The sequence below is a fragment of the Cobetia sp. 10Alg 146 genome (genome assembly GCF_029846385.1).
Lineage (GTDB): Bacteria > Pseudomonadota > Gammaproteobacteria > Pseudomonadales > Halomonadaceae > Cobetia > Cobetia marina.
The window spans coordinates 95,270-118,681 of sequence record NZ_JARWKT010000007.1 but is presented as its reverse complement, the minus strand read 5'-3'; the positions used below and the strand labels follow the sequence as shown (position 1 = coordinate 118,681).

16 protein-coding genes are annotated in these 23,412 nt (G+C 62.8%); 10 read left to right on the top strand and 6 right to left on the bottom strand.

Annotated elements, in window-relative coordinates:
* Position 1 precedes the first annotated feature (1 nt).
* From hslV to QD172_RS13265, 4 genes are all read right to left on the bottom strand, one after another.
* Positions 2 to 523 (bottom strand): ATP-dependent protease subunit HslV, encoded by a 522-nt coding sequence (gene hslV / locus QD172_RS13280; protein ID WP_077377918.1) that lies wholly within the window; start codon positions 521 to 523, stop codon positions 2 to 4.
* 334 nt (positions 524 to 857) lie between these two features.
* Positions 858 to 1,511, bottom strand: coding sequence for an SPOR domain-containing protein (locus QD172_RS13275; RefSeq protein WP_077377921.1), 654 nt, complete (start codon positions 1,509 to 1,511; stop codon positions 858 to 860).
* 3 nt (positions 1,512 to 1,514) lie between these two features.
* Complete coding sequence (gene argS / locus QD172_RS13270; RefSeq protein WP_279855985.1) at positions 1,515 to 3,200, bottom strand: arginine--tRNA ligase; 1,686 nt, start codon at positions 3,198 to 3,200, stop codon at positions 1,515 to 1,517.
* Positions 3,201 to 3,440: 240 nt separating this feature from the next.
* Complete coding sequence (locus QD172_RS13265) at positions 3,441 to 5,699, bottom strand: primosomal protein N' (protein ID WP_279855984.1); 2,259 nt, start codon at positions 5,697 to 5,699, stop codon at positions 3,441 to 3,443.
* Positions 5,700 to 5,926: 227 nt separating this feature from the next.
* Here QD172_RS13265 and rpmE point away from each other — a divergent pair, with 227 nt between their 5' ends.
* A complete protein-coding gene (rpmE, locus tag QD172_RS13260; RefSeq protein WP_077377930.1) occupies positions 5,927 to 6,139 on the top strand; it encodes a 50S ribosomal protein L31 in 213 nt (70 codons plus the stop codon).
* Positions 6,140 to 6,576: 437 nt separating this feature from the next.
* Entirely contained in the window at positions 6,577 to 7,845 is a 1,269-nt protein-coding gene (locus QD172_RS13255) for a malic enzyme-like NAD(P)-binding protein (RefSeq protein ID WP_077377933.1), read from the top strand.
* 101 nt (positions 7,846 to 7,946) lie between these two features.
* Here the strand turns inward: QD172_RS13255 and QD172_RS13250 are convergent, their stop codons facing one another.
* Entirely contained in the window at positions 7,947 to 8,711 is a 765-nt protein-coding gene (locus tag QD172_RS13250; RefSeq protein WP_103751453.1) for a DUF481 domain-containing protein, read from the bottom strand.
* Positions 8,712 to 8,845: 134 nt separating this feature from the next.
* The gene (locus QD172_RS13245; RefSeq protein ID WP_279855983.1) at positions 8,846 to 11,362 is read right to left on the bottom strand and encodes a penicillin-binding protein 1A; all 2,517 of its coding nucleotides are present in this window, start codon (positions 11,360 to 11,362) and stop codon (positions 8,846 to 8,848) included.
* 247 nt (positions 11,363 to 11,609) lie between these two features.
* Between QD172_RS13245 and pilM the strand changes: the two genes are divergently transcribed.
* The 8 genes from pilM (at position 11,610) to gltB (ending at position 23,371) form a co-directional block, all read left to right on the top strand.
* Entirely contained in the window at positions 11,610 to 12,674 is a 1,065-nt protein-coding gene (pilM, locus tag QD172_RS13240; protein ID WP_103751454.1) for a type IV pilus assembly protein PilM, read from the top strand.
* Positions 12,671 to 13,261, top strand: a complete 591-nt coding sequence (locus tag QD172_RS13235; RefSeq protein ID WP_077377939.1) for a PilN domain-containing protein — start codon at positions 12,671 to 12,673, stop codon at positions 13,259 to 13,261. The genes pilM and QD172_RS13235 overlap by 4 nt, the downstream gene beginning before the upstream one ends.
* Complete coding sequence (locus QD172_RS13230; protein ID WP_077377942.1) at positions 13,258 to 13,890, top strand: type 4a pilus biogenesis protein PilO; 633 nt, start codon at positions 13,258 to 13,260, stop codon at positions 13,888 to 13,890. Before QD172_RS13235 ends, QD172_RS13230 begins: the two co-directional genes overlap by 4 nt.
* Complete coding sequence (locus QD172_RS13225) at positions 13,890 to 14,444, top strand: pilus assembly protein PilP (RefSeq protein WP_170212622.1); 555 nt, start codon at positions 13,890 to 13,892, stop codon at positions 14,442 to 14,444. The genes QD172_RS13230 and QD172_RS13225 overlap by 1 nt, the downstream gene beginning before the upstream one ends.
* A 140-nt stretch (positions 14,445 to 14,584) precedes the next feature.
* Positions 14,585 to 16,630, top strand: a complete 2,046-nt coding sequence (locus tag QD172_RS13220; RefSeq protein ID WP_077377948.1) for a type IV pilus secretin PilQ family protein — start codon at positions 14,585 to 14,587, stop codon at positions 16,628 to 16,630.
* Positions 16,630 to 17,172: a shikimate kinase AroK gene (aroK, locus tag QD172_RS13215; protein WP_077377951.1), complete on the top strand. Its 543-nt coding sequence runs from the start codon at positions 16,630 to 16,632 to the stop codon at positions 17,170 to 17,172. The genes QD172_RS13220 and aroK overlap by 1 nt, the downstream gene beginning before the upstream one ends.
* 71 nt (positions 17,173 to 17,243) lie before the next feature.
* A complete protein-coding gene (gene aroB, locus QD172_RS13210; RefSeq protein ID WP_084207838.1) occupies positions 17,244 to 18,350 on the top strand; it encodes a 3-dehydroquinate synthase in 1,107 nt (368 codons plus the stop codon).
* A 569-nt stretch (positions 18,351 to 18,919) separates the two neighbouring features.
* Positions 18,920 to 23,371 (top strand): glutamate synthase large subunit, encoded by a 4,452-nt coding sequence (gene gltB / locus QD172_RS13205; RefSeq protein ID WP_279855982.1) that lies wholly within the window; start codon positions 18,920 to 18,922, stop codon positions 23,369 to 23,371.
* Positions 23,372 to 23,412 lie beyond the last annotated feature (41 nt).

The following is a 23,412-nucleotide window of genomic DNA, read 5'->3' as shown; positions in this document are numbered from 1 at the left end:
CTCAGGACAGCTCCTCGATGATGGCATTGTGGTTGGTGAAGACGCAGATGTCGGCCGCGATGGAGATGGACTTCTCGGTGATCTCGCGGGCGGACAGCTCGGTGTTCTCGATCAGGGCGCGGGCGGCGGCTTCGGCGAAGTTGCCGCCGGAGCCGATGGCCAGCACGCCGTGTTCGGGCTCGACCACGTCACCGTTGCCGGTGATGATCAGCGAGGCATGCTTGTCGGCCACCACCAGCATGGCTTCCAGCTTGCGCAGGGCGCGGTCGGAGCGCCACTCCTTGGCCAGTTCCACGGCGGATTTCACCAGCTGGCCCTGATACTTCTCGAGCTGCGCTTCGAAGCGTTCGAACAGCGTGAAGGCATCGGCGGTACCGCCAGCGAAGCCGGCCAGTACCTGATTGCGATACAGGCGACGCACCTTGGCGGCATTGCCTTTCATGACAGTGTTGCCAAGGGATACCTGGCCGTCACCAGCCAGGGCGACCTGGCCGTTGCGACGCACGGAGACGATCGTGGTCATGGATAACTCCTGAGAGAGCATGCCGGCGATTGGAATAAGGTGAACGGGGCCGGGCATGGCATTTCGGGGCAGACGAGGCCAGGGCCTCGTCGCGTAAAACGGGTGGTGGTCGTCAGTCTGGCAATTGCCACTGCTTGCCGCGACGTGTCACTGCCACCGTGGCGGATCGCGGTCTGATATCTCACCGGAATGCTGTAAATGGGGGCGCTGATGCGGGTTTCAAGTCATCGGCGACTCAGCGTTGACGCCCGTTGTGCAGAGGGCTGGCGCCCTTTACGCAACGGGCCCGCTCAACATGTGAGCGGGCCCGTTGGCCTGTGGCGTCATGCCGAGGTCATTGCAGCTTGATCAGCAGAGGCTCGATGCCCTGGGTGTTCATCAGATCCTGTGCGCGGTTGAGCTCGCGGGTGTCCTTGTACGGGCCGACCTGAACGCGGTGCCAGACGGTGCCGCCAGAAGCATTGACGTCACTGACCTTGGCCAGCAGGCCGAGATCCTTGAGTTTGCCGGCCAGTTTCCTGGCATCGGACATCTCGCGGAAGGAGGCCGCCTGCAGCATGTAGTTGGTCAGCGAAGCCTCGGACTTCTTGGTGCTCTCGGCGCTGCCCGGACGCGGAGTGGACTTGTACTCATCCACCTTGGGGGCGATCACCTCGGTTTCCGGCAACAGGGTGTAGAACTCGAAGGTCGGCATGCTGCCGCCGCTCTCTTCGGGAGTGTCCTTCTGCGATGCCTTGTCCTGCTGGCTACCCTGTTGTGCGGCCTGCTGACCATTCTGCTGAGTGTTGGCCTTGGGCACGATGGCAGCCACCGGCAGACGCGGCGCCTGTTGCTGGAAATACTGAGCCAGCACGAAGCCGGCGACCAGACCGACGATCCCCCACAGCCACCCCGGGAAGCCGCGGCTCTGACTGGCGGCGGGCTGCCGGCGGGGGCTGGCTCCCTGACGGGAAGCGGGCTTCTTGCTGGCGGGGCGGCGAGCAGCCATGGCTTACATCTCCTCGGGAGCGCTGACACCCAGCAGGGCCAGGCCGTTGCGGATGACCTGAGCGGTCGCCAGACCCAGCGCCAGGCGCGCGTTGCGGGTCGCGTCGTCCTCGACCATCACCTTCACCGCGTTGTAGCAGGTGTGGAAGTCAGAGGAGAGGTCCTGCAGATACTGAGCGACCTGCTGCGGTTCCCGCACCTTGGCGGCGTGGGTGACGACGTCCGGGAACTGGGCCATGCGATTCATCACGGCCTTTTCCTGATCGCTGGTCAGCAAGGACAGTTGCGCCATGGCCAGAGATTCATCGAAGGCCTTGTCTTCACGGCTGGCCTTGCGCAGCACGCTGTGCACGCGGGCGTGGGCATACTGGATGTAGTAGACCGGGTTGTCGTTGGACTGGGAGCGGGCCAGGTCAATGTCGAAGGTCAGCTGGGAGTCGGCACGTCGCGCCGCCAGGAAGTAGCGGGTCGCGTCGCGGCCGACTTCCTCGATCAGGTCACGCAGGGTCACGTAGCTGCCGGCACGCTTGGAGAGCTTCACTTCCTCACCGGAGCGCATCACGGTGACCATCTGGTGCAGCACGTAGTCCGGCCAGCCTTCCGGGATGCCGGCCTTGAGGGCCTGCAGGCCCGCACGCACGCGAGTCACGGTGGAGTGGTGGTCGGCACCCTGTTCATTGATGACCTGGGTGAAACCGCGCTGCCATTTGTCCAGGTGGTAGGCGACGTCCGGCAGGAAGTAGGTGTAACCGCCGTCACGCTTGCGCATCACGCGGTCCTTGTCATCCCCGAAGTCGGTGGTGCGCAGCCACATGGCGCCATCGTCTTCGTAGGTATAGCCGTTGTCGACCAGGCGCTTGACGGTGTCTTCGACCTTGCCGTCACGGTAGAGCGAGGATTCGAGGAAGTAGACGTCGAACTCGACGCCGAAGGCCTTGAGGTCCAAGTCCTGTTCATGGCGCAGGTAGGCGACGGCGAAGACGCGGATGGCGTCGAGATCGTCAGGTTCCGCGGCGCCCGTGACCTGCTTGCCATCGGCTTCGACGGTATCGCCGGCCATGTAGGAGGCGGCCAGTTCGCGGATGTAGTCACCGCGATAGCCATCAGCCGGCCAGCTGGCGTCATCCGGGCCCAGGTCCTTGGCGCGTGCCTGAACGGAGAGCGCCAGATTGTTGATCTGGGCGCCGGCGTCGTTGTAGTAGAACTCGCGCGTGACGTCGTGGCCGGTGGCGGCCAGCAGGCGGCACAGCACGTCGCCGACCGCGGCGCCACGCCCGTGACCGACATGCAGCGGCCCGGTCGGATTGGCGGAGACGAACTCGACCTGGACCTTCTCGCCGGCGCCCACGTCGCTGTGCCCGAAGCGGTCGCCTTCGCTGAAGACGCGGCGCACGATGTCGGCCACCGCCCCGGTCTCGGCGAAGAAGTTCAGGAAGCCGGGGCCGGCGATCTCGACCTTGGAGACCGCGTCGGAGGCCGGCAGGGCGGCGATCAGCTTCTCGGCCAGCTCACGCGGCTTCATGCCGGCAGCCTTGGACGTCATCATCGCCAGATTGCTGGCGTAGTCGCCGTGGGTCTTGTCCTTGGTCGGGTCGACCTTGATCTGCGGGCTGGCGTCGGCGGGCAGGGTGCCGTCGGCCTTGAGGGAATCCAGGGCCTGGCCCAGCAGTTCGATGATCGTCTCTTTCATGGAATATCGGTCTCTTCACGGCTCAGGTCGCACCGCGTGCTCTGGAGCAGGCGGTTGCAGGCATCAGGCCTGCGGGCAATGGGGGAGTGCGGATGTCGCTGCACGATGGCGGGCATTATCACCGATCCTGCGGCTTGCATAAACCGTCGTGATCAATCACGGCGCAATCCGTGTCCTGGCGGGATAGTGGTCAGTTCAGTATCGGAGCTGGCGACACCTGCCTGAGCCCCCCTGGCAGACTCAGGCCATGCCGATGGGATCGACATCCAGTGACCAGCGCAGGCGGCGCGCGTCACGATCCTGCTCGCAGAGCGTCACCAGCCAGGCGGCGGCTTCATGCAGCGGGCCGCGTTTCGCCGCGCGCAACAGCAATTGGGCGTGATAGCGATTCTGGCGGCGCTCCATCGGCGCCGGTACCGGGCCGAGGCAGTCCACCTTGAGGTCGGCGCTGTCGATGTGCTGACGCAGGGCGCTTCCTACCTTCAACAGCCATTGCTCGACCTGCTGCTGATCGGTGGCTTCGGCGCGCAGCAAGGCCAGATGGCTGAACGGCGGCAACTGCGCGATGCGGCGCTCCTCCAGCAGCTCGCCGGCCAGTAGTGGATAGCCGGCCTGGATCAGTGTCAGCAGATTGGGGTCTTCCGGGTGGCGGGTCTGGATCAGCACCTCACCGGGGCGCTCGGCGCGTCCGGCACGCCCCGCGACCTGCACCAGCAGCTGGGCGGATTGCTCCAGCGCACGGAAGTCGGCGGCGTAGAGTCCGCTGTCGGCATTGACCACCACCACCAGCGTGACGTGGGGGAAGTGGTGGCCCTTGGCCAGCATCTGGGTGCCGACCAGCAGGCAGGGTTCGCCACGGCGGATCACTGCCAGCGCTTCACTCATCGCGTCCTTGCGTTGGGTGCTGTCGCGGTCGATGCGCAGCACCGGCACGTCGGGGAATTTCTCGCCGAGCAGCTCTTCGGTGCGCTCGGTGCCCGCGCCTTGCGGACGAACATCGCCGCTGCCACAGGCCGGACAGGCATCCGGTAGCGGGCGGGTGCGTTCGCAGTGATGGCAGGTCAGCTGCGGGGGATGGCGATGCAGGGTCATGCGTGCGTCGCAGTTGTCACATTCGGCGATCCAGCCGCAGGCATGGCAGGTCAGCGTCGGGGCGAAGCCGCGCCGATTGATAAAGACCAGCACCTGATCGCCCTGGGCGAGGCGCTTCTCGATGGCGTCCAGGCTCTGGGTGGAGAGTCCGCCCAGCGTCATGCGGCCGCGCAGGTCGATCGGGTGCAGGCGTGCCGGTTGGCTGCGCCCGGCACGCTGATGCAGATGCAGGTGAGTGAAGCGCCCTTCGCGGGCATGGCGCAGGCTTTCCAGAGACGGCGTGGCGCTGCCGAGCACCACCGGGATGCCTTCCTGCTTGCCACGTACCAGCGCCAGATCCCGTGCGTGATAGCGCAGGCCATCCTGCTGCTTGAAGGAGCCATCGTGCTCCTCGTCGACGATGATCACCCCGAGCTTTGCCATCGGCGTGAAGATGGCAGAGCGCGTGCCGATCACGATGCGCGCGCGGCCGCTGCGTGCCGCCTCGAAGCCATCGAGGCGCTCGCCATCGCTGACGCCGGAATGCAGCATCACCTGGGGGACGCGGAAACGTCTGCGGAAGCGCTCCAGCGTCTGGGGCGTCAGGCCGATCTCGGGCACCAGCACCAGAGCCTGGCCGCCGCGATCCAGCACCGCCTCGATCAGTTGCAGGTAGACCTCGGTCTTGCCGGAGCCGGTCACGCCCTCCAGCAGCGTGGGGGAGAAGCGACTCAGGCCTTCATGCAGGCGCGAGAGCGCGCGGCCCTGCTCGTCATTGAGTGCCAGGCTGGGCTCGGCCAACACGCCCTTGCTGGCCTGCTCCGGGGTGGCGCCGGTGACAGGCTCTTCACGTGACTCGATGAAGCCACGAATGCGCAGGGTTTCCAGCTGCTGGCGGGTGAAGCCCTGGGCGGTGATCGCGCTGTGTACCAGGCCATGACGGTGCTGAGCGAGCAGCTCGAGCAGTGCGATCTGGCGGGTCGCGCGGCCGAGGCTGGCCGGCTCCGTGATACGCCCCTTGTCGGTGAGTGACCAGCGCTCACGGGTGCGTGCCTCGAGGGCACGTCCCTGGCGCAGCAGCGATGGCATCGCCTGCGCGAAGGTGTCGCCGAGTGAGTGCTGGTAATAGCGTGCGGTGAACTGACATATCCACAGCCAGTCGGCCGGCAATGGCGCTTCGTCGATCACCTCGCTGACGGGCTTGAGCTTCTCGATGGGAAAGGCTGAGTCGCTGCGCAGCTCCGCGATCACCCCGACCAGCTGGCGACGGCCGAACTCGACGCGCACGCGCAGACCGACCTGCCAGCCATGGCGAGGTGGCTGGCGTGCTGGCAGATAGTCAAACAGGTCGCGCAGGGGGCCGGGAATCGCGATGCCCAGTACACGTCCGGGCAGGTGAGTCGCAGTCTTGTCGCTGGTGTCAGGCACGCAAGGCATCCGAGGAAGAGAGAATGAGAAGACGAGAGGAAAACGCCACGCAGTCTACAGAGTGTTGCCGGCAATAAACGCCACAAAGTTTGGTCTTGTCGCAGATGGCTGGTAAAATGCGTCGCCTTCCGTCGGAGTCGGCGGAATGACCGGTTACATCCAAAACCCGTGTACGGTGCCTGGCAATCGATCAGGTGGCGGTGCACAGCGACCTGAGGTTACACACCATGAAACAGGGTATCCATCCGGACTACCAGCGCCAGACCGCAACCTGCTCCTGCGGCGCGCAGCACGAAATCGGTTCCACTTCCAAGCAGACCTTCGCGCTGGACGTGTGCTCCGAGTGCCACCCGTTCTACACCGGCAAGCAGAAGCAGGCTACCACCGGTGGCCGCGTCGAGCGCTTCAACAAGCGTTTCGGTGCTGCCATCAAGCGCTGATACCTTCAGCTGCTTGTCGCTTGCATGGCGCTGTGCATCGCGCAGCGCCATCAACGAAAAAACCCGCTTGCGAGCGGGTTTTTTTGTGCCTGTCATTCGATGCAGGTGAGGGGATTGGTGCCGAGCTGGCACTATTCCAGCGCCACCAACGCATCAACCCTCTGCGCAGGAGGCATTTCATTTCCGGCGCCGGATGCGCGCGGTCATTGCGCGGATTTTCATGAGATACGCGGGGCGAAACGCCACGCCGACCCGTCAGTGATAAGGAAAGGTTTATGACTGAGTGGGGCATCCATAACGTTAGACGAATGGCTAAAACAGTTTTTAAACATCCGTATTAATTCCTTTTATAACAACAAGTTGCGTTGGTTGTTCGCGAGGGGGTTTTTCTATATTCTGGTCACAGCCAACCCCCGCTAAAATACCGGATGACACGCATGTCTGATGCCATGAAGAAAGCAGCACTGCAATATCACGCCGAACCGATTCCCGGAAAGCTGTCCATCGAGCTGACCAAGCCGACAGAAACTGCCAAGGACCTCGCGCTGGCCTACAGCCCGGGTGTAGCCGAGCCGTGCCGCGAGATTGCTGCCGATCCGGAAAATGCCTACCTGTATACCGGCAAGGGCAACCTGGTCGCCGTCATCTCCGATGGCACCGCCATCCTGGGGCTGGGCAATCTCGGGCCGCTGGCTTCCAAGCCGGTCATGGAAGGCAAGGGCGTGCTGTTCAAGCGCTTCGCTGGCATCAACTCCGTCGACGTCGAGATCGATGCGGAAAGCCCGCAGGCCTTCATCGATACCGTGCGTCGCATCCACACCACCTACGGTGGCATCAACCTGGAAGACATCAAGGCACCGGAGTGCTTCGAAGTCGAGCAGGCGTTGATCGAACAGTGCAACATCCCGGTCTTCCATGATGACCAGCACGGCACGGCCATCGTCACCGCTGCCGGCATGCTCAACGCACTCGATATCGCCGGCAAGTCCCTGGAAGACGCGCGTATCGTCTGCCTGGGCGCTGGTGCTGCCGCGATTGCCTGCATGAAGCTGCTGGTCTCCAGTGGTGCCAAGGTCGAGAACATCTTCATGCTCGATCGCAAGGGCGTGATCCACAGCGGCCGTGATGACCTGAACCAGTACAAGGCGATGTTCGCCACCGAGACCGAGCTGCGTACGCTGGATGATGTCATCGAAGGTGCGGATGTCTTCGTCGGCCTGTCCGGCCCCAATCTCTTGAAGGCCGAGCAGCTCAAGAAGATGGCTGACACGCCGATCGTGTTCGCGTGCTCCAACCCGGATCCGGAAATCCATCCGGATACCGCTCGCGAAGCGCGTCCGGACGTCATCATGGCGACGGGTCGCTCCGATTACCCGAACCAGGTCAACAACGTGCTGGGCTTCCCGTTCATCTTCCGCGGTGCGCTGGACGTGCGAGCCACACGCATCAATGAAGAGATGAAGCTGGCGGCCGTTCACGCGCTGAAGGACCTTGCTCGCGAGCCGGTCAGCCAGGACGTGCTGGATGCCTACGAGATCGACAGCCTCGAATTCGGTCCGGGGTACATCATCCCGACGCCGATGGATGCGCGTCTGCTCGAGCGTCTGCCGGCTGCCGTGGCGCAAGCCGCCATCGATTCCGGTGTCGCGCGCAAGCCCTATCCGGCGCATTACCCGCTGACCAATGCGGATCAGGTCTACGGCTAAGCGTCATCGGGCCCCGCTTGCGGGGTGCTGAAGAAAAAGCCCTCGTCGGAGATGTCCGGCGAGGGCTTTTTGCTGTCTGTCCAACAACTTTCAGTGGCGCACTAGAAGCTGTAGAGAATCGAGGCGGCGGTGGTGGTGTCGGTCTTGGCGTCCGTGTCATCCGGCGGGCTGGTGTTGTTCTTGATCTCGTGGGAGAGCTTCAAGGCCAGGCTGGAGTTGATGGAGACGGTCAGTGCGGTATAGCTGCGGCTGATGATGTTGTCCCGGGTACCTTCCACCGAGAACTGCTGCTCGAAATTCGAGGTATCAGACAGCTGCCAACGATAGTCCATGGCCGTGTAACCGAGGAGATAGTTCTCGTGATCCCCCTCGGTGATATTGTCGTAGCGATAGCCCGGGCCCGCCTCGACAGAGAGGTTGTGCTCAGGGCCTGACAGCAGGCGAATCCCGTACCCCCCGATGGAGGTGACTTGATCGTCATAGCCGGAGAAGCGCTCCTTCTCCCAGCGCAGCAGCCCGAAGGCATAGCGATCACGCCCCAGGTCATAGCGCTCACGCTGACCGATCAGGTACTGCTCGGTGGTGGTCTCGCCGCTGCTGGACACATGCTTGGCTTCCATGCGGAAGGTGTGGGTCCAGGGCTTGAGGTGCCAGGACAGGCGGGCCTTGCCCAGCAAGGTTTCGCTGTTCGAGTTGCCGGAGAGCTTGGTAAAGCCCAGCTCGGCCTGACCGCTGAATGGCTCGGAATCCTCGCTGGCGGCGGGGGGAGCGTAGAAGAGGTCATCATCGGCACTGGCCTCGCGAAGCGGGCTCAGGGCCAGACACAGCAGCAGGGTCATGCGCAGTGTGGGCAATGGGTGAAGCATGCAGACTCCGGGCATGGTGAAAGGGGGCATTGAAGGACAGCGAGGCCAGATGGATGAAAGAAGAGCGACCATGGGTCGCTCTTCTTTCACCTCACTGCGCGCGGTGTGGACGGGCGCAGGTGACCTGCTTCAGATCAGAAGATGGCCTCGAAAGTTCCGGTGCCTTCTGAGCCGCTCTGTTGCTCCAGCTCCTTGCGGATGGTGCGTTCCTTGTAGGGCGGCAGATTGTCCTTGCGGAACAGCTCGCTGACGCCGCCGGATTGACCACTGTGCAGGCGCTTGCCGGACTCCGGGTCGATGGTCGCGCTCACGATGTCATCGGGGCGCTCCATCCTGGCGGATGGCATGCCCTTGAGGGCGCCACGCATGTAGTCGACCCAGATGGGCAGCGCGGCCTGGGCACCGTACTCGGCGAGGGTGTCATTGGAGTCCTTGCCGACCCAGACGGTCGCGACCAGCTTGCTGTTGAAGCCCGAGAACCAGGCGTCACGCTGGTCATTGGTGGTCCCTGTCTTGCCGGCCAGGTCATCGCGACCAAGCGTCAGGGCCCCACGGCCGGTGCCGCGCTTGATGACGTCTTCCATCATGTCACGGATCAGGTACATGGATTCCGGCGAGGCGATGCGCTCGGCCAGCGGATACTGACGGCCATCACGATTGACGGTCACCATGCCCGGCGTGCAGTTGGCGCAGGCGACGGCCGGATGAGCTTCGTAGTCGGTCTCGTCGTCACCGCGCGTGACGGTGTCGATGTACCAGGGTTCGACACGGAAGCCGCCGTTCGAGAGTACGGCGTAGGCACGGGCCATTTCCAGCGGTGTCAGCGAGGCGCTGCCCAGTGCCAGTGACAGACCGTTGGGCAGCTCTTCGCGCTTGAAGCCCACCTTGACGAGGAAGTCGAGCGTCTTCTCGAGACCGACGGTCTGCAGCAGTCGCACGGACACCAGGTTCAGGGAGCGATAGAGACCAACGCGGATCCGGGTCGGGCCAGTGAACTTGCCGCCGGCGTTCTCCGGGCGCCATACCTTGTTGCCATCCTGCATGACCACCGGAGCATTGTTGATGATGGTCGCCGGTGACATGCCGCCCTGCTCGAGCCCCGAGAGGTAGATGAACGGCTTGAAGATGGAGCCGGCCTGACGACGTGCCTGTATCGCTCGATTGAACTTGCTGGCGGAATAGCTGAAGCCGCCCTGGAGTGCGAGGATGGCGCCACTTTCCGGGTCCAGTGAAACGATGGCCGACTGGGCATCCGGCAGCTGACCCAAGCGATAGCCATCATCTTCCTTGATGACGCGTACCAGATCGCCGACCTGGGCGATCTCGGCGGCAGAGCCGGGTACACCACCGCGCCAGCGGGAGCTCTTGTACTCGCGAGCCCATTTCAGGCCGTCCCAGCCAATCGTGGCCAGGTTGGCGTCTGCCAGCAGGACCTTCATCTGCTTGCCATCATTTTCCACCACGATGGCGGCTTCGAGCGGGCCATAGTCCGGCGTGCGATCCAGCACTTTCAGCCAGTTGGAGACATCGCGGTCGATGCCCTCGATGCGCTTCTCGCTCTTCTGGGCGGCCTGTCTGGCCGTTTCCAGCACTTCGGGAGAGCGAGAGATCTCTTCTTCGAGGCCGGCCTGATCGGTCTGGTCCTGAGCTTCCGCCAGTGACGCCGCGATACCGGATTCCTCCACGCCACGCCAGCCATGGCGGGTGTCATAGTCGATCAGGCCCTTGATCAAGGCATCGCGAGCCTGCGGCTGCAGCTTGCTGTCCAGCGTCGTGGTGATGCGCACATTGTCGGTATATGCCTTGTCACCGAAACGATCGACCGCGAAGCTTCTGGCCATCTCTGCGACATAGGGCGCCTCGACTTCCGGGCGCGTGTAATGGCGTGCCGCGGTGATCGGTGCCTTGACGGCCTCGTCATAGGCCTGAGGCTCGATATAGCCCAGTTCCTTCATGCGCAGCAGGATCCAGTTGCGACGGATCAGGGCGCGCTGAGGGTTGGTGAGCGGGTTGAAGCTGGAGGGGGCCTTGGGCAGGCCTGCCAGCATGGCCTGCTCGGCCAGGGTCAGTTCATCGAGAGACTTGTCATAGTAGGTGCGTGCCGCAGCCGCGATCCCGTAGGCGCGATGGCCCAGGAAGATCTTGTTGACGTAGAGCTCGAGGATCTCCTGCTTGGAGAGGATCTGCTCCATCTGCAGTGACAGCAGGATTTCGCGAATCTTGCGCGTGAACGTCTGATCCAGCGTCAGCAGGTAGTTGCGCGCGACCTGCATGGTGATGGTGCTGCCGCCCGATTGGATGCTGCCGCTGGAAGCCAGCTGGACGGCGGCACGTGCGAGGCCCTTGGGGTCGATGCCCGGGTGCGAGAAGAAATTGCTGTCCTCGGCCGCGAGCAGGGCGTCCACAAACGTCTCGGGGATCTCGTCGAAGGTGACCGGGATGCGGCGCTGGTCACCGTATTCGCCGATCAGCTTGCCGTCACGGGTGTAGATGCGCAGCGGCGTCTGCAGCTTGGTATCCTGCAATTGATGAACATCGGGCAGGCCAGGTGCGAAATACAGGGAGGCGCCGACGATGGCCAGCAATCCCGCAGCACACAGTGACAGCAGCAGCCAGAACACTGGCGAAAGTAGTCGTCTCAATAGCTTCATGGGCAAGACAGGGTCCGTGGGTAATGAAAGGCGGGTGGCTGCGGGGGGATTGGCAATTCCATTGCTGGGGCATTATAAGTAGCGGGTCCAGATGCGGCCAGCGTTGAACCCTGTCTTGCGCGTCTGTTGTGTTATTCTGCGAAACATAATGTAACCTCTCAGCAGAAGAGGGTGCCGCGGCGGTGCCGCACGGGAAGCGGCGGCCCGCCAGTCAGACGGGGTCGTCATCAGAGCAGGGGAATGCCAATTGCTGGGACTCAAATCCGCCGGCAAGGGACTGATTGGCGTCGATATCACATCGGCGACCGTCAAGCTCCTGGAGCTGTCCAGACACGGAAATCGATACCAGATCGATAGCTACGCGGTGCGCCCCTTGAAGGAAGGCGCAGTCGTCGAGCGGCGCATCCGCGACATGGATGAAGTCGTGCTGGCGATCAAGCGCGCGGTCGAGCAGGCCCAGCCGCGCTCGCGACGAGCCGTCGTGGCGGTGCCGGCCAGTGCCGCCATCACCAAGACGTTGAGCTTTCCGACCAATCTGGCCGATGACGAGATCGAGCAGCGCATCGCGCTCGAATCCGAGAAGCATTTTCCCTTCCCGCTCAATGACGTGGCGTTCGACTTCCAGCATCTGGGGGTCAATGCCCGCAATCCTGATCAGCAGGATCTGCTGCTGGTGGCCTGTCGCAGCCTGGATGTCGATCAGCTCACCTCCGCGCTCGAGCAGGCCGGCCTTGAGCCGTCAGCGGTCGATGTCGAGACCTTTTCGCTGGAGCGTGCCTTCGGTGAATTGCGCCATCAGCTCCCCCCTACCTACGACAATGAAGAGTGCGTCGCGGTCGTCGATATCGGTGCCACCATGACGGCTTTTCATGTCATCCAGAACGGTCGCATCGTCTACAGCCGGGATGCCGTGTTCGGGGGGCGTCAGCTGACCGACGAGATCATGAACCGTTTCGATCTTTCCAATGACGAAGCGGGCCTGGCCAAGAAGCGTGGTGGTCTGCCGGACACCTATGACAGTGAAGTGCTGGATCCGTTCCGTGACACGCTCGTGCAGCAGATCGCGCGCTCCCTGCAGCTCTATTACACCGCCGGCAAGCGTCGTGAGGTCCAGCGCATTCTGCTGGGAGGAGGGACCGCCGCCATTCCCGGATTACGTGAGTCGCTGGCAGGGCACACCGGACTGGAAGTGATCATGGCCAATCCCTTCACGCACATGAGCGTCAACCCTCGAGTCGACATCCAGGCGCTGGCCGGTGATGCCCCTGCGATGTTGACGGCCTGCGGGCTTGCGATGAGGAAGCGCTCATGACCATCGAGATCAATCTGCTGTCGTGGCGTGAGGAGCGTCGCGAGAAGCGCAGCAAGCGCTTCTTCGGCATTCTGGCGCTGGCCGCCGTGGTGGGGGTGGGAGCCGGGTTTGGCATGAGCGAGTATTACCAGAGCCAGCTCGAGGCGCAGAAGCAGCGACATGCCTTCATCGAGAAGGAAATGGCGCGGCTGAATCGCGATATCAAGGAAGTCGAGGATATCGAGAGTCGGCGTGACCAGATGCTGGCGCAGATCGAGCTGATTCGCAGTCTGCAGTTCTCGCGCCCGGAAACGGTACGTGTCTTCAATCAGCTCGTTGCGACGCTGGTCGAGGGTGCCTGGTACCAGAGCATCAGTCGCAGCGGACGTCAGATCAAGGCCAACGGCATCGCGGAGAATACGCGTCAGGTGTCCGGTCTGATGCGCACGCTTGCGGCATCGGATGTCTTCGGTACGCCGACACTGTCTGACGTACAGAGCAGCGACGATGATCGTCGCAGCTTCAATATCATGATTCCCGAGACACCGACGGCTGTCGCTTCCAGTGCTGCCGATACGAAGGCCGCCAGGCAGGGAGGTCGGAAATGAGTTTCCTCAATGCCGAAGTGCGTCGTCTCAAGTCGACGGACTTCCAGGATCTCGACCTCAAGGAGGCGGGTATCTGGCCCGTCACCTTGCAGGTGGTGTTGGTGCTGATCGTCTTTGGTGCCCTGTTCTGGGCGTCCCACTGGTTCCTTGCGGCGCCCAAGGCCGAGGATCTTGAGCGCCTGCAAGCCAAGGAACGTCAGCTGCTGAGCCAGTTCGAGACCAAGGCCTTCAAGGCGGCCAATCTGCCCGTGATGCGTGAGCAGATGGCCGAGCTGGAGACGCGCATGGAACAGCTGCTCGAGATGCTCCCGACCGATGCCGAAGTGCCGGCTCTGCTCGATGACATCAGCGAGACGGCCATCAACAACCAGCTGGAGGTGGAATATATTCGCCTCAAGCCGGCCCAGAATCGCGATTTCTACGTCGAACAGCCCTTCGATATCAAGGTGCGCGGCGATTACCACCGCATTGCCGCCTTCGTGTCAGGGGTCGCCGGGCTTTCGCGTATCGTGACGTTGCATGACTTCGTGCTGACACCGGTCTCGCAGGGTGAAGACCTGGAGTTGTCGCTGCTGGCCAAGACTTACAACTACCGCCAAGGCGCACCGTTGCCATCGGGAGGTAAATGATGAGTCTGACGACACGTCGCAAGCATGTCGTGCTGGGTGGTGCGGTGTTGCTGACACTGCTGGCCGGTTGTGGTGACCCGCAGCTGCCTGCGCTGGAGAGCGAGCTCGAGTCGCTCAGAGGGCGGCCGACGGGGCAGGTTAAGGACCTGCCGCCTCAGCCCGAGTATCATCCCGTGACGTACGACATGGCAGATGCTCGCAGTCCTTTCCAGTCGCGACTGCCGGAGCCGGAGGAGGAGCTCGCCATGGTGGATAATGGCGTGCGGCCGGATCTGGATCGCCCCCGCGAGCCTCTTGAGGCCTGGCCGATGGAGCAGCTCAGCATGGTGGGGACCCTGGATGTGGACGGCAGTCGCTCGGCGTTGATCTTGACGCCGGAGCAGGAGGTGCAGCGTGTGAGTGTCGGCGGACACATGGGGAGCAATTTCGGCCGCATCATTCGCATCGGTGATACTCAGCTGGACCTGGTGGAAATCGTGCCCAACGGTCAGGGCGGTTGGATTGAACGAACCCGCGCCATGGCATTGACTCAACCGGCAGATGCCAGCGGTTAGCGCGTGCTGGCGGCGCTGTCTGCAGAATCGTCACGGAAGATGAGCGGTCGATGACCGACACCATAATGCTTCGACAAGAATAAGGCGCGATCAGCTTCAATGGCTGGGCGGAGCCGCAGCGAGACAGGGGACAAGGGAACATGACGCGATTGCAACGAATGAGTCTGCTGGGGTTGGCGGCTTTCGGCAGCCTGATGGCGAGTGTGGCGCAGGCGGCCTCCACGCTGCAGGATCTGGAATTCACTTCGCTGGGTGGCGATCGGATGGAGCTCAAGCTCGATTTCGCCGGCGGGGTGCCTGAGGTCAAGGGATACCGGATCGAGACACCGCCGCGTATCACCATCGATCTCATGGATACCAGCAGTCAGCTGGACAAGCGCCGCTTCGAGCTCGGCCTCAATGGGGTCGAGGAGCTGGTGGCGCTGGAGGCCGGCTCGCGTACGCGCCTGGTCATGAAGCTCAGCCAGACCCGTCCCTATGTGACGCGTACCGAAGGCAATAGCCTCTATGTCATCGTCGGTGAGCAGGGCGGTCCGGTGGCCGCCGCCGCGTCAGGCCAGTCCGCGCAGCCGCAGCAGCAGGGTGGCGGACTGGAAGTCGCGGCGGAGCCTTCCGTCAGTGGTATCGATTTCCGTCGGGGCAGCGAGGGGGAAGGGCGTGTCGTGGTCAACTTCAATCGCGCCAATGTCGAGTCTCGTGTGACCGAGCGTGGCCGCAAGATCTATATCGATCTCAAGGGTGTCGCCCTGCCGCCAGAGCTGAATCAGGTGCTGGATGTCGGTGATTTCGCGACTCCGGTCTCGAGGATCGACCCGCAGCGTACTCGTGATGGTGTGCGCCTGGTGGTGGATGCCAATGGCTACTACACCCAGTTGGCCACCCAGGCCGGCAACGAGCTGGTGCTTGAGGTCAAGCCGCTGACACGGGAAGAGCAGGCGGAGCGGATCAAGGACAAGTTCCCGTACACCGGCAAGAAGATCTCGCTGAACTTCCAGAATATCGAAGTGCGCTCGGTGCTGCAGATCATCGCGGACTTCACTGGGCTCAATCTGGTGGCCAGTGACAACGTCACCGGCAACGTGACCCTGAACCTCAAGGAAGTGCCCTGGGATCAGGCGCTGGACCTGGTGCTCAAGTCGAATGGCCTGGCCAGTCGCCGCATGGGCAACGTGCTGATGGTCGCGCCGGCGGAAGAGCTGGCGGCACTTGAGCGCAAGGAGCTGGAAGCCAATCAGCAGGTCAAGGAGCTGGCGCCCCTGACGACGGAGTACATTCAGGTGCGTTATGCCAAGGCGGCGGACCTGGCGGCATTGCTGCGCGGGGAAGGCGGTATCGGCCTGCTCTCCGAGCGCGGTCGTGTCATGGTGGATGAGCGTACCAACACCATGTTGATCCAGGACACGCGCGACACTCTGGAGTCCATTCGCGGTACCCTCGAGTATCTCGACATTCCGGTGCGTCAGGTCCAGATCGAGGCGCGCATCGTGATCGCGCGCAGCAGCGTGTCGAGTGAAATCGGTGTCAACTGGGGGCTTTCCAATAGCAGCAACGGCAAGTTCGGTCTGGAAGGCGCCTCGACCGGCACGACCAGTGATGGTGGCCTGAGCGTCAATCTGGGTGACGACAGTGATCCGGGCAGCACCTTCAGCTTCGGTTATCTGTCCGGCGACATCCTGCTGGATCTGGAGCTTTCGGCGCTGGAAAGCGAAGGCAAGAGCCAGACCATCTCCCAGCCCAAGATCATCACGGCGAACCAGAAGAAGGCCGTCATCAAGCAGGGTCAAGAAATTCCCTACGAGGAGGCGACCTCCAGCGGCGCGACCAACATCGAGTTCAAGGAGGCGGTGCTGGCGCTGGAGGTCACGCCGCAGATCACCCCGGACAACCGCATCATCATGGATCTGTTGATCAACAATGACGACGTGTCCGATGACAGCTTCAATGGCGAGCCGGCCATCGATACCAATGAAATCGAGACTCAGGTGCTGGTCAATGATGGCGAGACGGTGGTGCTGGGCGGTATTCTGACCTCTGAACAGATACGCAGCGTCTTCAAGACACCTTTCCTGGGGGATCTGCCGGTGATCGGGAATCTCTTCCGCTATACCGAAGAGTCCAACGAGAAGGTAGAATTGCTGGTATTCATTACCCCGAAGATCATCGAGGACGGCCTGGCGGTGCGCTGATGCATGTGATTCCCAACGTATTCCTTGTCGGCCCCATGGGGGCCGGCAAGAGCACTATCGGCCGCCTGCTGGCGGCCGACTTGCATCGTGAATTTTGCGATAGCGACCACGTGATCGAAGATCGCTGCGGTGCCAGCATCCCCTGGATCTTCGATGTCGAGGGCGAGGCAGGCTTTCGCGGGCGCGAGCAGGCCGTGATTGACGAGCTGACCTCGCTGTCCGATGTCGTGATGGCCACCGGTGGTGGTGCCATCATGGCCGAAGCCAACCGGCGTGTGCTGCGAGAGCGCGGCACGGTGGTCTATCTCTATGCTCCGGTCGAGCAGCAGCTCAAGCGTGCCGGACGTGACCGCAATCGTCCTCTGCTCCAGCAGGATGACCCGGGGCGGGTGCTCAAGCGTCTCTTCGAGCTGCGAGACCCTCTCTATCGCGACACCGCGGATATCATCGTGCGTACCGATCGACGCAGCCCGCGTGCGGTCACCAACGAGATCCGGCGCCGGCTCAAGGCATTGTCAGACCCGCTCCACGTGCATGGCTAGACTCCCCTGGGGAGTCTGGCACTCGCTTACATTCAGGCGCCGTCATTCGTTTCGCCGCAAGGAGAATCATCATGTCCCTGGCTCCCGCTCATCGTCTCGATGTCGCACTTGGCGAGCGTAGTTACCCCATTCATATCGGCCCGGGCCTGACGGCGCGAGGAGACCTCATTCGTGAGCATCTCGCCGGTCGTCAGGTGATGATCGTCACCAACACCGTGGTGGCGCCACTGTATCTGGAGGCGCTCAAGGCATCACTTGGCGATGGTCTGGATATCCGAGAGGTGATTCTCGAGGATGGCGAACAGACAAAGCACATGGCCAGTATCGGTCTGATCTGGGATGCCCTGCTCGAGGCCGGCTTCAATCGTCGTTGCACCTTGATCGCCCTCGGTGGGGGAGTTATCGGCGACATGACCGGTTTTGCCGCCGCCTGTTATCAGCGGGGGGCGGCCTTCATCCAGGTGCCGACCACGCTGCTGTCGCAGGTGGATTCCTCGGTGGGTGGCAAGACCGGCGTCAATCATCCGCGCGGCAAGAACATGCTGGGCGCCTTCTGGCAGCCGAGACTGGTGTTGATCGATACCTCAAGCCTCAGGACATTGCCGCAGCGTGAGCTGTCGGCGGGCATGGCCGAGGTCATCAAGTATGGCCTGCTGTGGGATGAAAGCTTCCTGAGCTGGCTGGAAGACAACATGCAGGCCTTGATGGCGCTGGATGAAACCTTGCTCGGAGAGGCCATCCGCCGCAGTTGTGCGATCAAGGCGGATGTCGTGGCGCAGGATGAGACCGAGCAGGGCGTGCGCGCACTGCTCAACCTCGGCCACACCTTCGGGCATGCCATCGAAACGGACCAGGGCTATGGCGTCTGGCTGCACGGTGAAGCCGTCGGCACCGGCATGCTGATGGCCGCTGAGCTTTCGGCGCGCATGGGGTGGCTGTCGAGTGCCGATGTCGAGCGTATCGCCAAGGTAATCGGCAAGGCCGGTCTGCCGCTGCAAGCGCCGGAGGACATGGGGGTCGAGGACTTCCTGCGTCACATGCAGCTGGACAAGAAGAATGTCGATGGTCGTCTGCGTCTGATCCTGCTCGAGCGTATCGGGCGTGCGGTGATTACCGAAGAGGCGCCTGCCGGCCTGCTGGCGGACATGCTGGAGCACTGGCCGCGCAGCAGCCACTGATCCCTCGACCAGCCGTTGGCTGGTGCACGGAATCTGCTGCAGAAGAAAAGCCGTCACCTCAGGGTGGCGGCTTTTCTTTTTGTCGAGCGTCAGTGGGCACTTCAGGTGGACGTGCCCAGGGCGCATGTCCGATGTACGGGTCGGGTGTGCCGGTGAGTGTGCAGGACAAGTGCATTAGCGGGGCGTGATTCCTTAATTGGTATGCCGTATGCGTAATCGGTATGGGGAGAATTGAATAAAAACGCTGTTTTTTATTCATCCAAGACTAAAGTTGCAAGGCGAAACCCGCGAGGCATGTCTACCCGCTAAGCGCTTGAGCCTACAGGGTTTTTTGGAATGAGGTGTCTCTAACCTTCGGTTTTGTCAGGTTTTTTTGCCCGATGGGCGACCTGTGGAGAATTGCGCGGTGGGGAAGCGCGGGGATATGCTCGAGGGAAATCTGGCGTCGTGTTGCGACACTGATGGCGCCACTATCGGCAGGCATAAAAATAAAGATAACCGATAACTATAACCTCGAAAATGCTTGTTGAAAAGCATCTGGACACATGATTTCTCCGTGAGGCACGCCCATGAATAAAGGTCTCCACCAACCGGGAGAGTTCCGCGACAACTGCGGCTTCGGCTTGATCGCCCATATGGAAGGGCAGGCAAGCCATGAGCTGCTGCAGACTGCCATTGAATCCCTGACGTGCATGACTCACCGCGGTGGTATCGCTGCCGACGGCAAGACCGGTGATGGCTGCGGCCTGCTGCTCAAGATGCCGGATGGCTTCATGCGCCAGATCGCCCGAGAGACGCTCGGGCTCGAGCTGGGCGAGCGCTATGCCGTCGGTACGCTCTTCCTGCCGAATGATGACGCGCGTGAACAGGCCGCGCGTGATGCTTTCGAGTCCGCTCTGACGGCACGCAACCTCGAGGTGCTCGGCTGGCGTGACATGCCGGTGGATGACAGCGTGTGCGGCCCGATGGCCCGCGACTGCCTGCCGCGCATTCGTCAGGTCTTCGTTGCAGCTTCCAGTGAACGTACCGATATCGCCTTCAATGTCGACCTGTTCATGGCGCGCAGATACGCCGAGCAGGCGCTGAAGGGCGAAGAGGACTTCTACGTCTGCTCGCTGTCCGGCAAGGTCATCTCCTTCAAGGGTCTGGTGATGCCGGAAGACCTTCCGCGCTTCTACAAGGACCTGGGCGACCCGCGCCTCGAGACCGCGATCTGTGTCTTCCACCAGCGCTTCTCGACCAACACCGCGCCGCGCTGGCCGCTGGCCCAGCCGTTCCGCTTCCTCGCCCACAACGGCGAGATCAACACCATCGAGGCCAACCGTGGCTGGGCAAACGCGCGCAAGGAGAACTTCGTCTCCGAGCAGCTGCCCGAGATCGCCGAGCTGGACGAGATCGTCAACACGGTCGGCTCCGATTCCTCCAGCATGGACAACATGCTGGAAGTGCTGCTGACCGGTGGCATGGATATCTATCGCGCCATCCGCATGATGGTGCCGCCGGCCTGGCAGAACGTCGAGCAGATGGATTCCGACCTGCGGGCCTTCTACGAATACAATTCCATGCACATGGAAGCCTGGGATGGTCCGGCGGGCATCGTGCTCACCGACGGTCGCCACGCCGTGTGCATGCTGGACCGCAACGGTCTGCGTCCGGCGCGTTGGGTCATCACCCGCAATGGCTTCATCACGCTGGCCTCCGAGATCGGTACCTACGATTACAAGCCGGAAGATGTCGTCGCCAAGGGGCGTGTCGGGCCGGGGCAGGTGCTGGGTGTCGATACCGAGACCGGTGAAGTGCTGCACACCGATCAGGTCAGCGAGCGCCTCAAGGGGGCCCATCCCTACAAGCGCTGGTTGCGTGAAAATGCCAATTACCTCGAGTCCGCGCTGACCGAGCTGGCGCGTTTCCAGCCGATGGAAGCGGACACGCTGGACGTCTATCAGAAGATGTTCCAGGTCAGCTTTGAAGAGCGTGATCAGCTGCTGCGCCCGCTGGCCGAGAGCGGTCAGGAGGCGGTCGGCTCCATGGGGGATGACACCCCGATGGCCGTGCTGTCGCGCCAGAACCGCGTACTGACCGACTATTTCCGTCAGAAGTTCGCCCAGGTCACCAATCCGCCGATCGATCCGCTGCGCGAAGCGATCGTGATGTCGCTGGAGACCTGCTGTGGCGCCGAGCTCAACATCTTCGACGCGACGCCGGAACACGCGCATCGTCTGATCCTGACCACGCCGGTGCTGTCACCGCGCAAGTTCAATGCGCTGGTCAATCATGAGGACCCGGCGTTCACCTCCCAGACGCTCAAGCTGCACTATGACCCGAGTCAGGACTCTTTGAAGCAGGCGCTTCAGGGCATCTGTCAGCAGGCCGAGGAAGCGGCGCGCAATGGCAAGGTGATCCTGGTGCTCAGCGACTGCGGGCTCGCCAAGGGACAATTGCCGATTCACGCGGCGCTGGCGACCGGTGCCATTCACCATCACCTCGGAGCACTGGCACTGCGTCCGCGCGTCAATCTGGTCATCGAGACCGGCTATGCGCGTGATGCACACCAGATGGCAGTGCTGTTCGGGGTGGGCGCCACGGCGGTCTACCCCTACCTTGCCTATCAGGTGATGGCCGACATGCATCGCACCGGCGAGCTGTCCGGCAACCCGGCCGATGCCCGCGAGAACTATCGCAAGGGCATGCAGAAGGGCCTCTACAAGATTCTGTCCAAGATGGGCATCTCGCACATCGGCTCCTACCGTGGCTCGCAGCTGTTCGAGGCCGTAGGGCTCAACAGTGAAGTCATGGACATGTGCTTCACCGGCATGGCCTCGCGCATCGAAGGCGCCGGCTTCGCCGAGCTGCAGTTCCAGCAGGAGCTGCTGGCGCGTGAAGCCTGGCTGCCGCGCAAGCGCATCAAGCAGGGCGGTCTGGTCAAGTACGTGCACGGCGGCGAGTACCACGCCTACAACCCTGACGTGGTGATGAAGCTGCAGCAGGCCGTCCAGCAGGGGGACTACGGCAAGTGGAAGGAATTCGCGCGCCTGGTCAACGAGCGTCCGGTCGCGACCATTCGCGATCTGTTGAGCCTCAAGCCCGTGGCCGAGCCGCTGCCGCTTGAGGAAGTCGAGTCCGTCGAATCACTGCTGCCGCGCTTCGACAGCGCCGGCATGTCTCTCGGCGCGCTGTCTCCCGAGGCACATGAGGCGCTGGCGCAGGCCATGAACGAGGCCGGCGGGCGCTCCAACTCCGGTGAGGGCGGCGAAGACCCGGCACGCTACGGCACCGTGCGCTCCTCCAAGATCAAGCAGATCGCGTCCGGGCGTTTCGGTGTCACGCCGGCGTACCTGGTCAATGCCGAGGTACTGCAGATCAAGGTCGCACAGGGCGCCAAGCCCGGTGAGGGCGGTCAGCTGCCGGGCGGCAAGGTCAACGACCTGATCGCACGTCTGCGCTACGCCGTGCCGGGGGTGACACTGATCTCGCCGCCGCCGCACCATGACATCTATTCCATCGAGGATCTGGCACAGCTGATCTTTGACCTGAAACAGGTCAATCCGTCAGCGCAGGTCTCGGTCAAGCTGGTCTCCGAGCCCGGTATCGGCACCATCGCCACCGGTGTCGCCAAGGCCTATGCCGACCTGATCACCGTCTCCGGCTACGACGGTGGCACCGCGGCCAGCCCGATCACCTCGATCAAGCATGCCGGTTCCCCGTGGGAGCTGGGGCTGCCCGAGGTGCACCAGGCGCTGCGCATCAATCAGTTGCGTCACAAGATTCGTCTGCAGACGGATGGCGGTCTCAAGACCGGTCTGGATGTGGTCAAGGCGGCGATTCTGGGGGCCGAGAGCTTCGGCTTCGGGACGGCACCGATGGTGGCGCTGGGCTGCAAGTACCTGCGTATCTGTCACCTGAACAACTGTGCCACCGGTGTCGCGACCCAGCACCAGGCGCTGCGTGATGAGCATTTCCGCGGCACCGTCGAGATGGTCAAGCACTACTTCCGCTTCATCGCTGAAGAGGTGCGCGAGCTGATGGCGCTGCTGGGCGTGCGCCAGATCACCGACCTGATCGGTCGTACCGATCTGCTCGAAGTGCTGGAAGGCGAGACCAACGCGCAGCGTCGTCTCGACCTGACGCCGTTGCTGGGCAATGACTTCGTGCCCGAGGACGCGCCGCAGTTCTGCCAGGTCAGCCGCAACGAGCCGCATGACCCCGGCGCCAAGAACATCGAGATGCTGGCGGCGATGGAGTCGGCGATCGACAGCCGCAGCGGTGGCGAGTTCAGCTTCCATGTCACCAACTGCGATCGCTCCATCGGGGCGCGCGTCTCCGGTGAGATCGCCAAGCGGTATGGCGAGGCAGGACTGGCGGGCTCGCCGCTCAAGGTCAGCCTGACCGGCGTGGCAGGGCAAAGCTTCGGGGTCTGGAATGCGCATGGCCTCGAGATGCATCTGGAAGGCGATGCCAACGATTACGTCGGCAAGGGCATGAATGGCGGCAAGCTGACCATCGTGCCGCCGCGCGGCTCGCGCTTCGAGAGCCACAAGACGGCCATCATCGGCAACACCTGCCTGTATGGGGCGACCGGCGGCAAGTTGTACGCCGCGGGAACTGCCGGCGAGCGCTTCGCGGTGCGCAACTCCGGTGCGCATGCCGTCATCGAAGGGGCGGGCGATCACTGCTGTGAGTACATGACCGGCGGGCTGGTCTGCGTGCTGGGCGAAACCGGCGTCAACTTCGGTGCAGGCATGACCGGCGGCTTCGCCTATGTACTGGACGAGAGTCGAGACTTCGTCGACAAGTACAACCACGAGCTGGTGGAAATCCACCGTATCAATACCGAAGCCATGGAGGCCTATCGTCGCCATCTGCGCGAAGTGATCGAGGAATACGTGGCCGAGACCGGCTCCGAGCGCGGTCGCAACATCCTGCGTGATTTCCCTGACTTCGTGCGTCACTTCTGGTTGGTCAAGCCCAAGGCGGCAAGCCTGGGTGGATTGCTCGATCAGTCCCGGCGTCAGCCGGAGTGACCGCATCCCTCACCCTGGCAAGCCCCGGGTGAGGGCCCGCA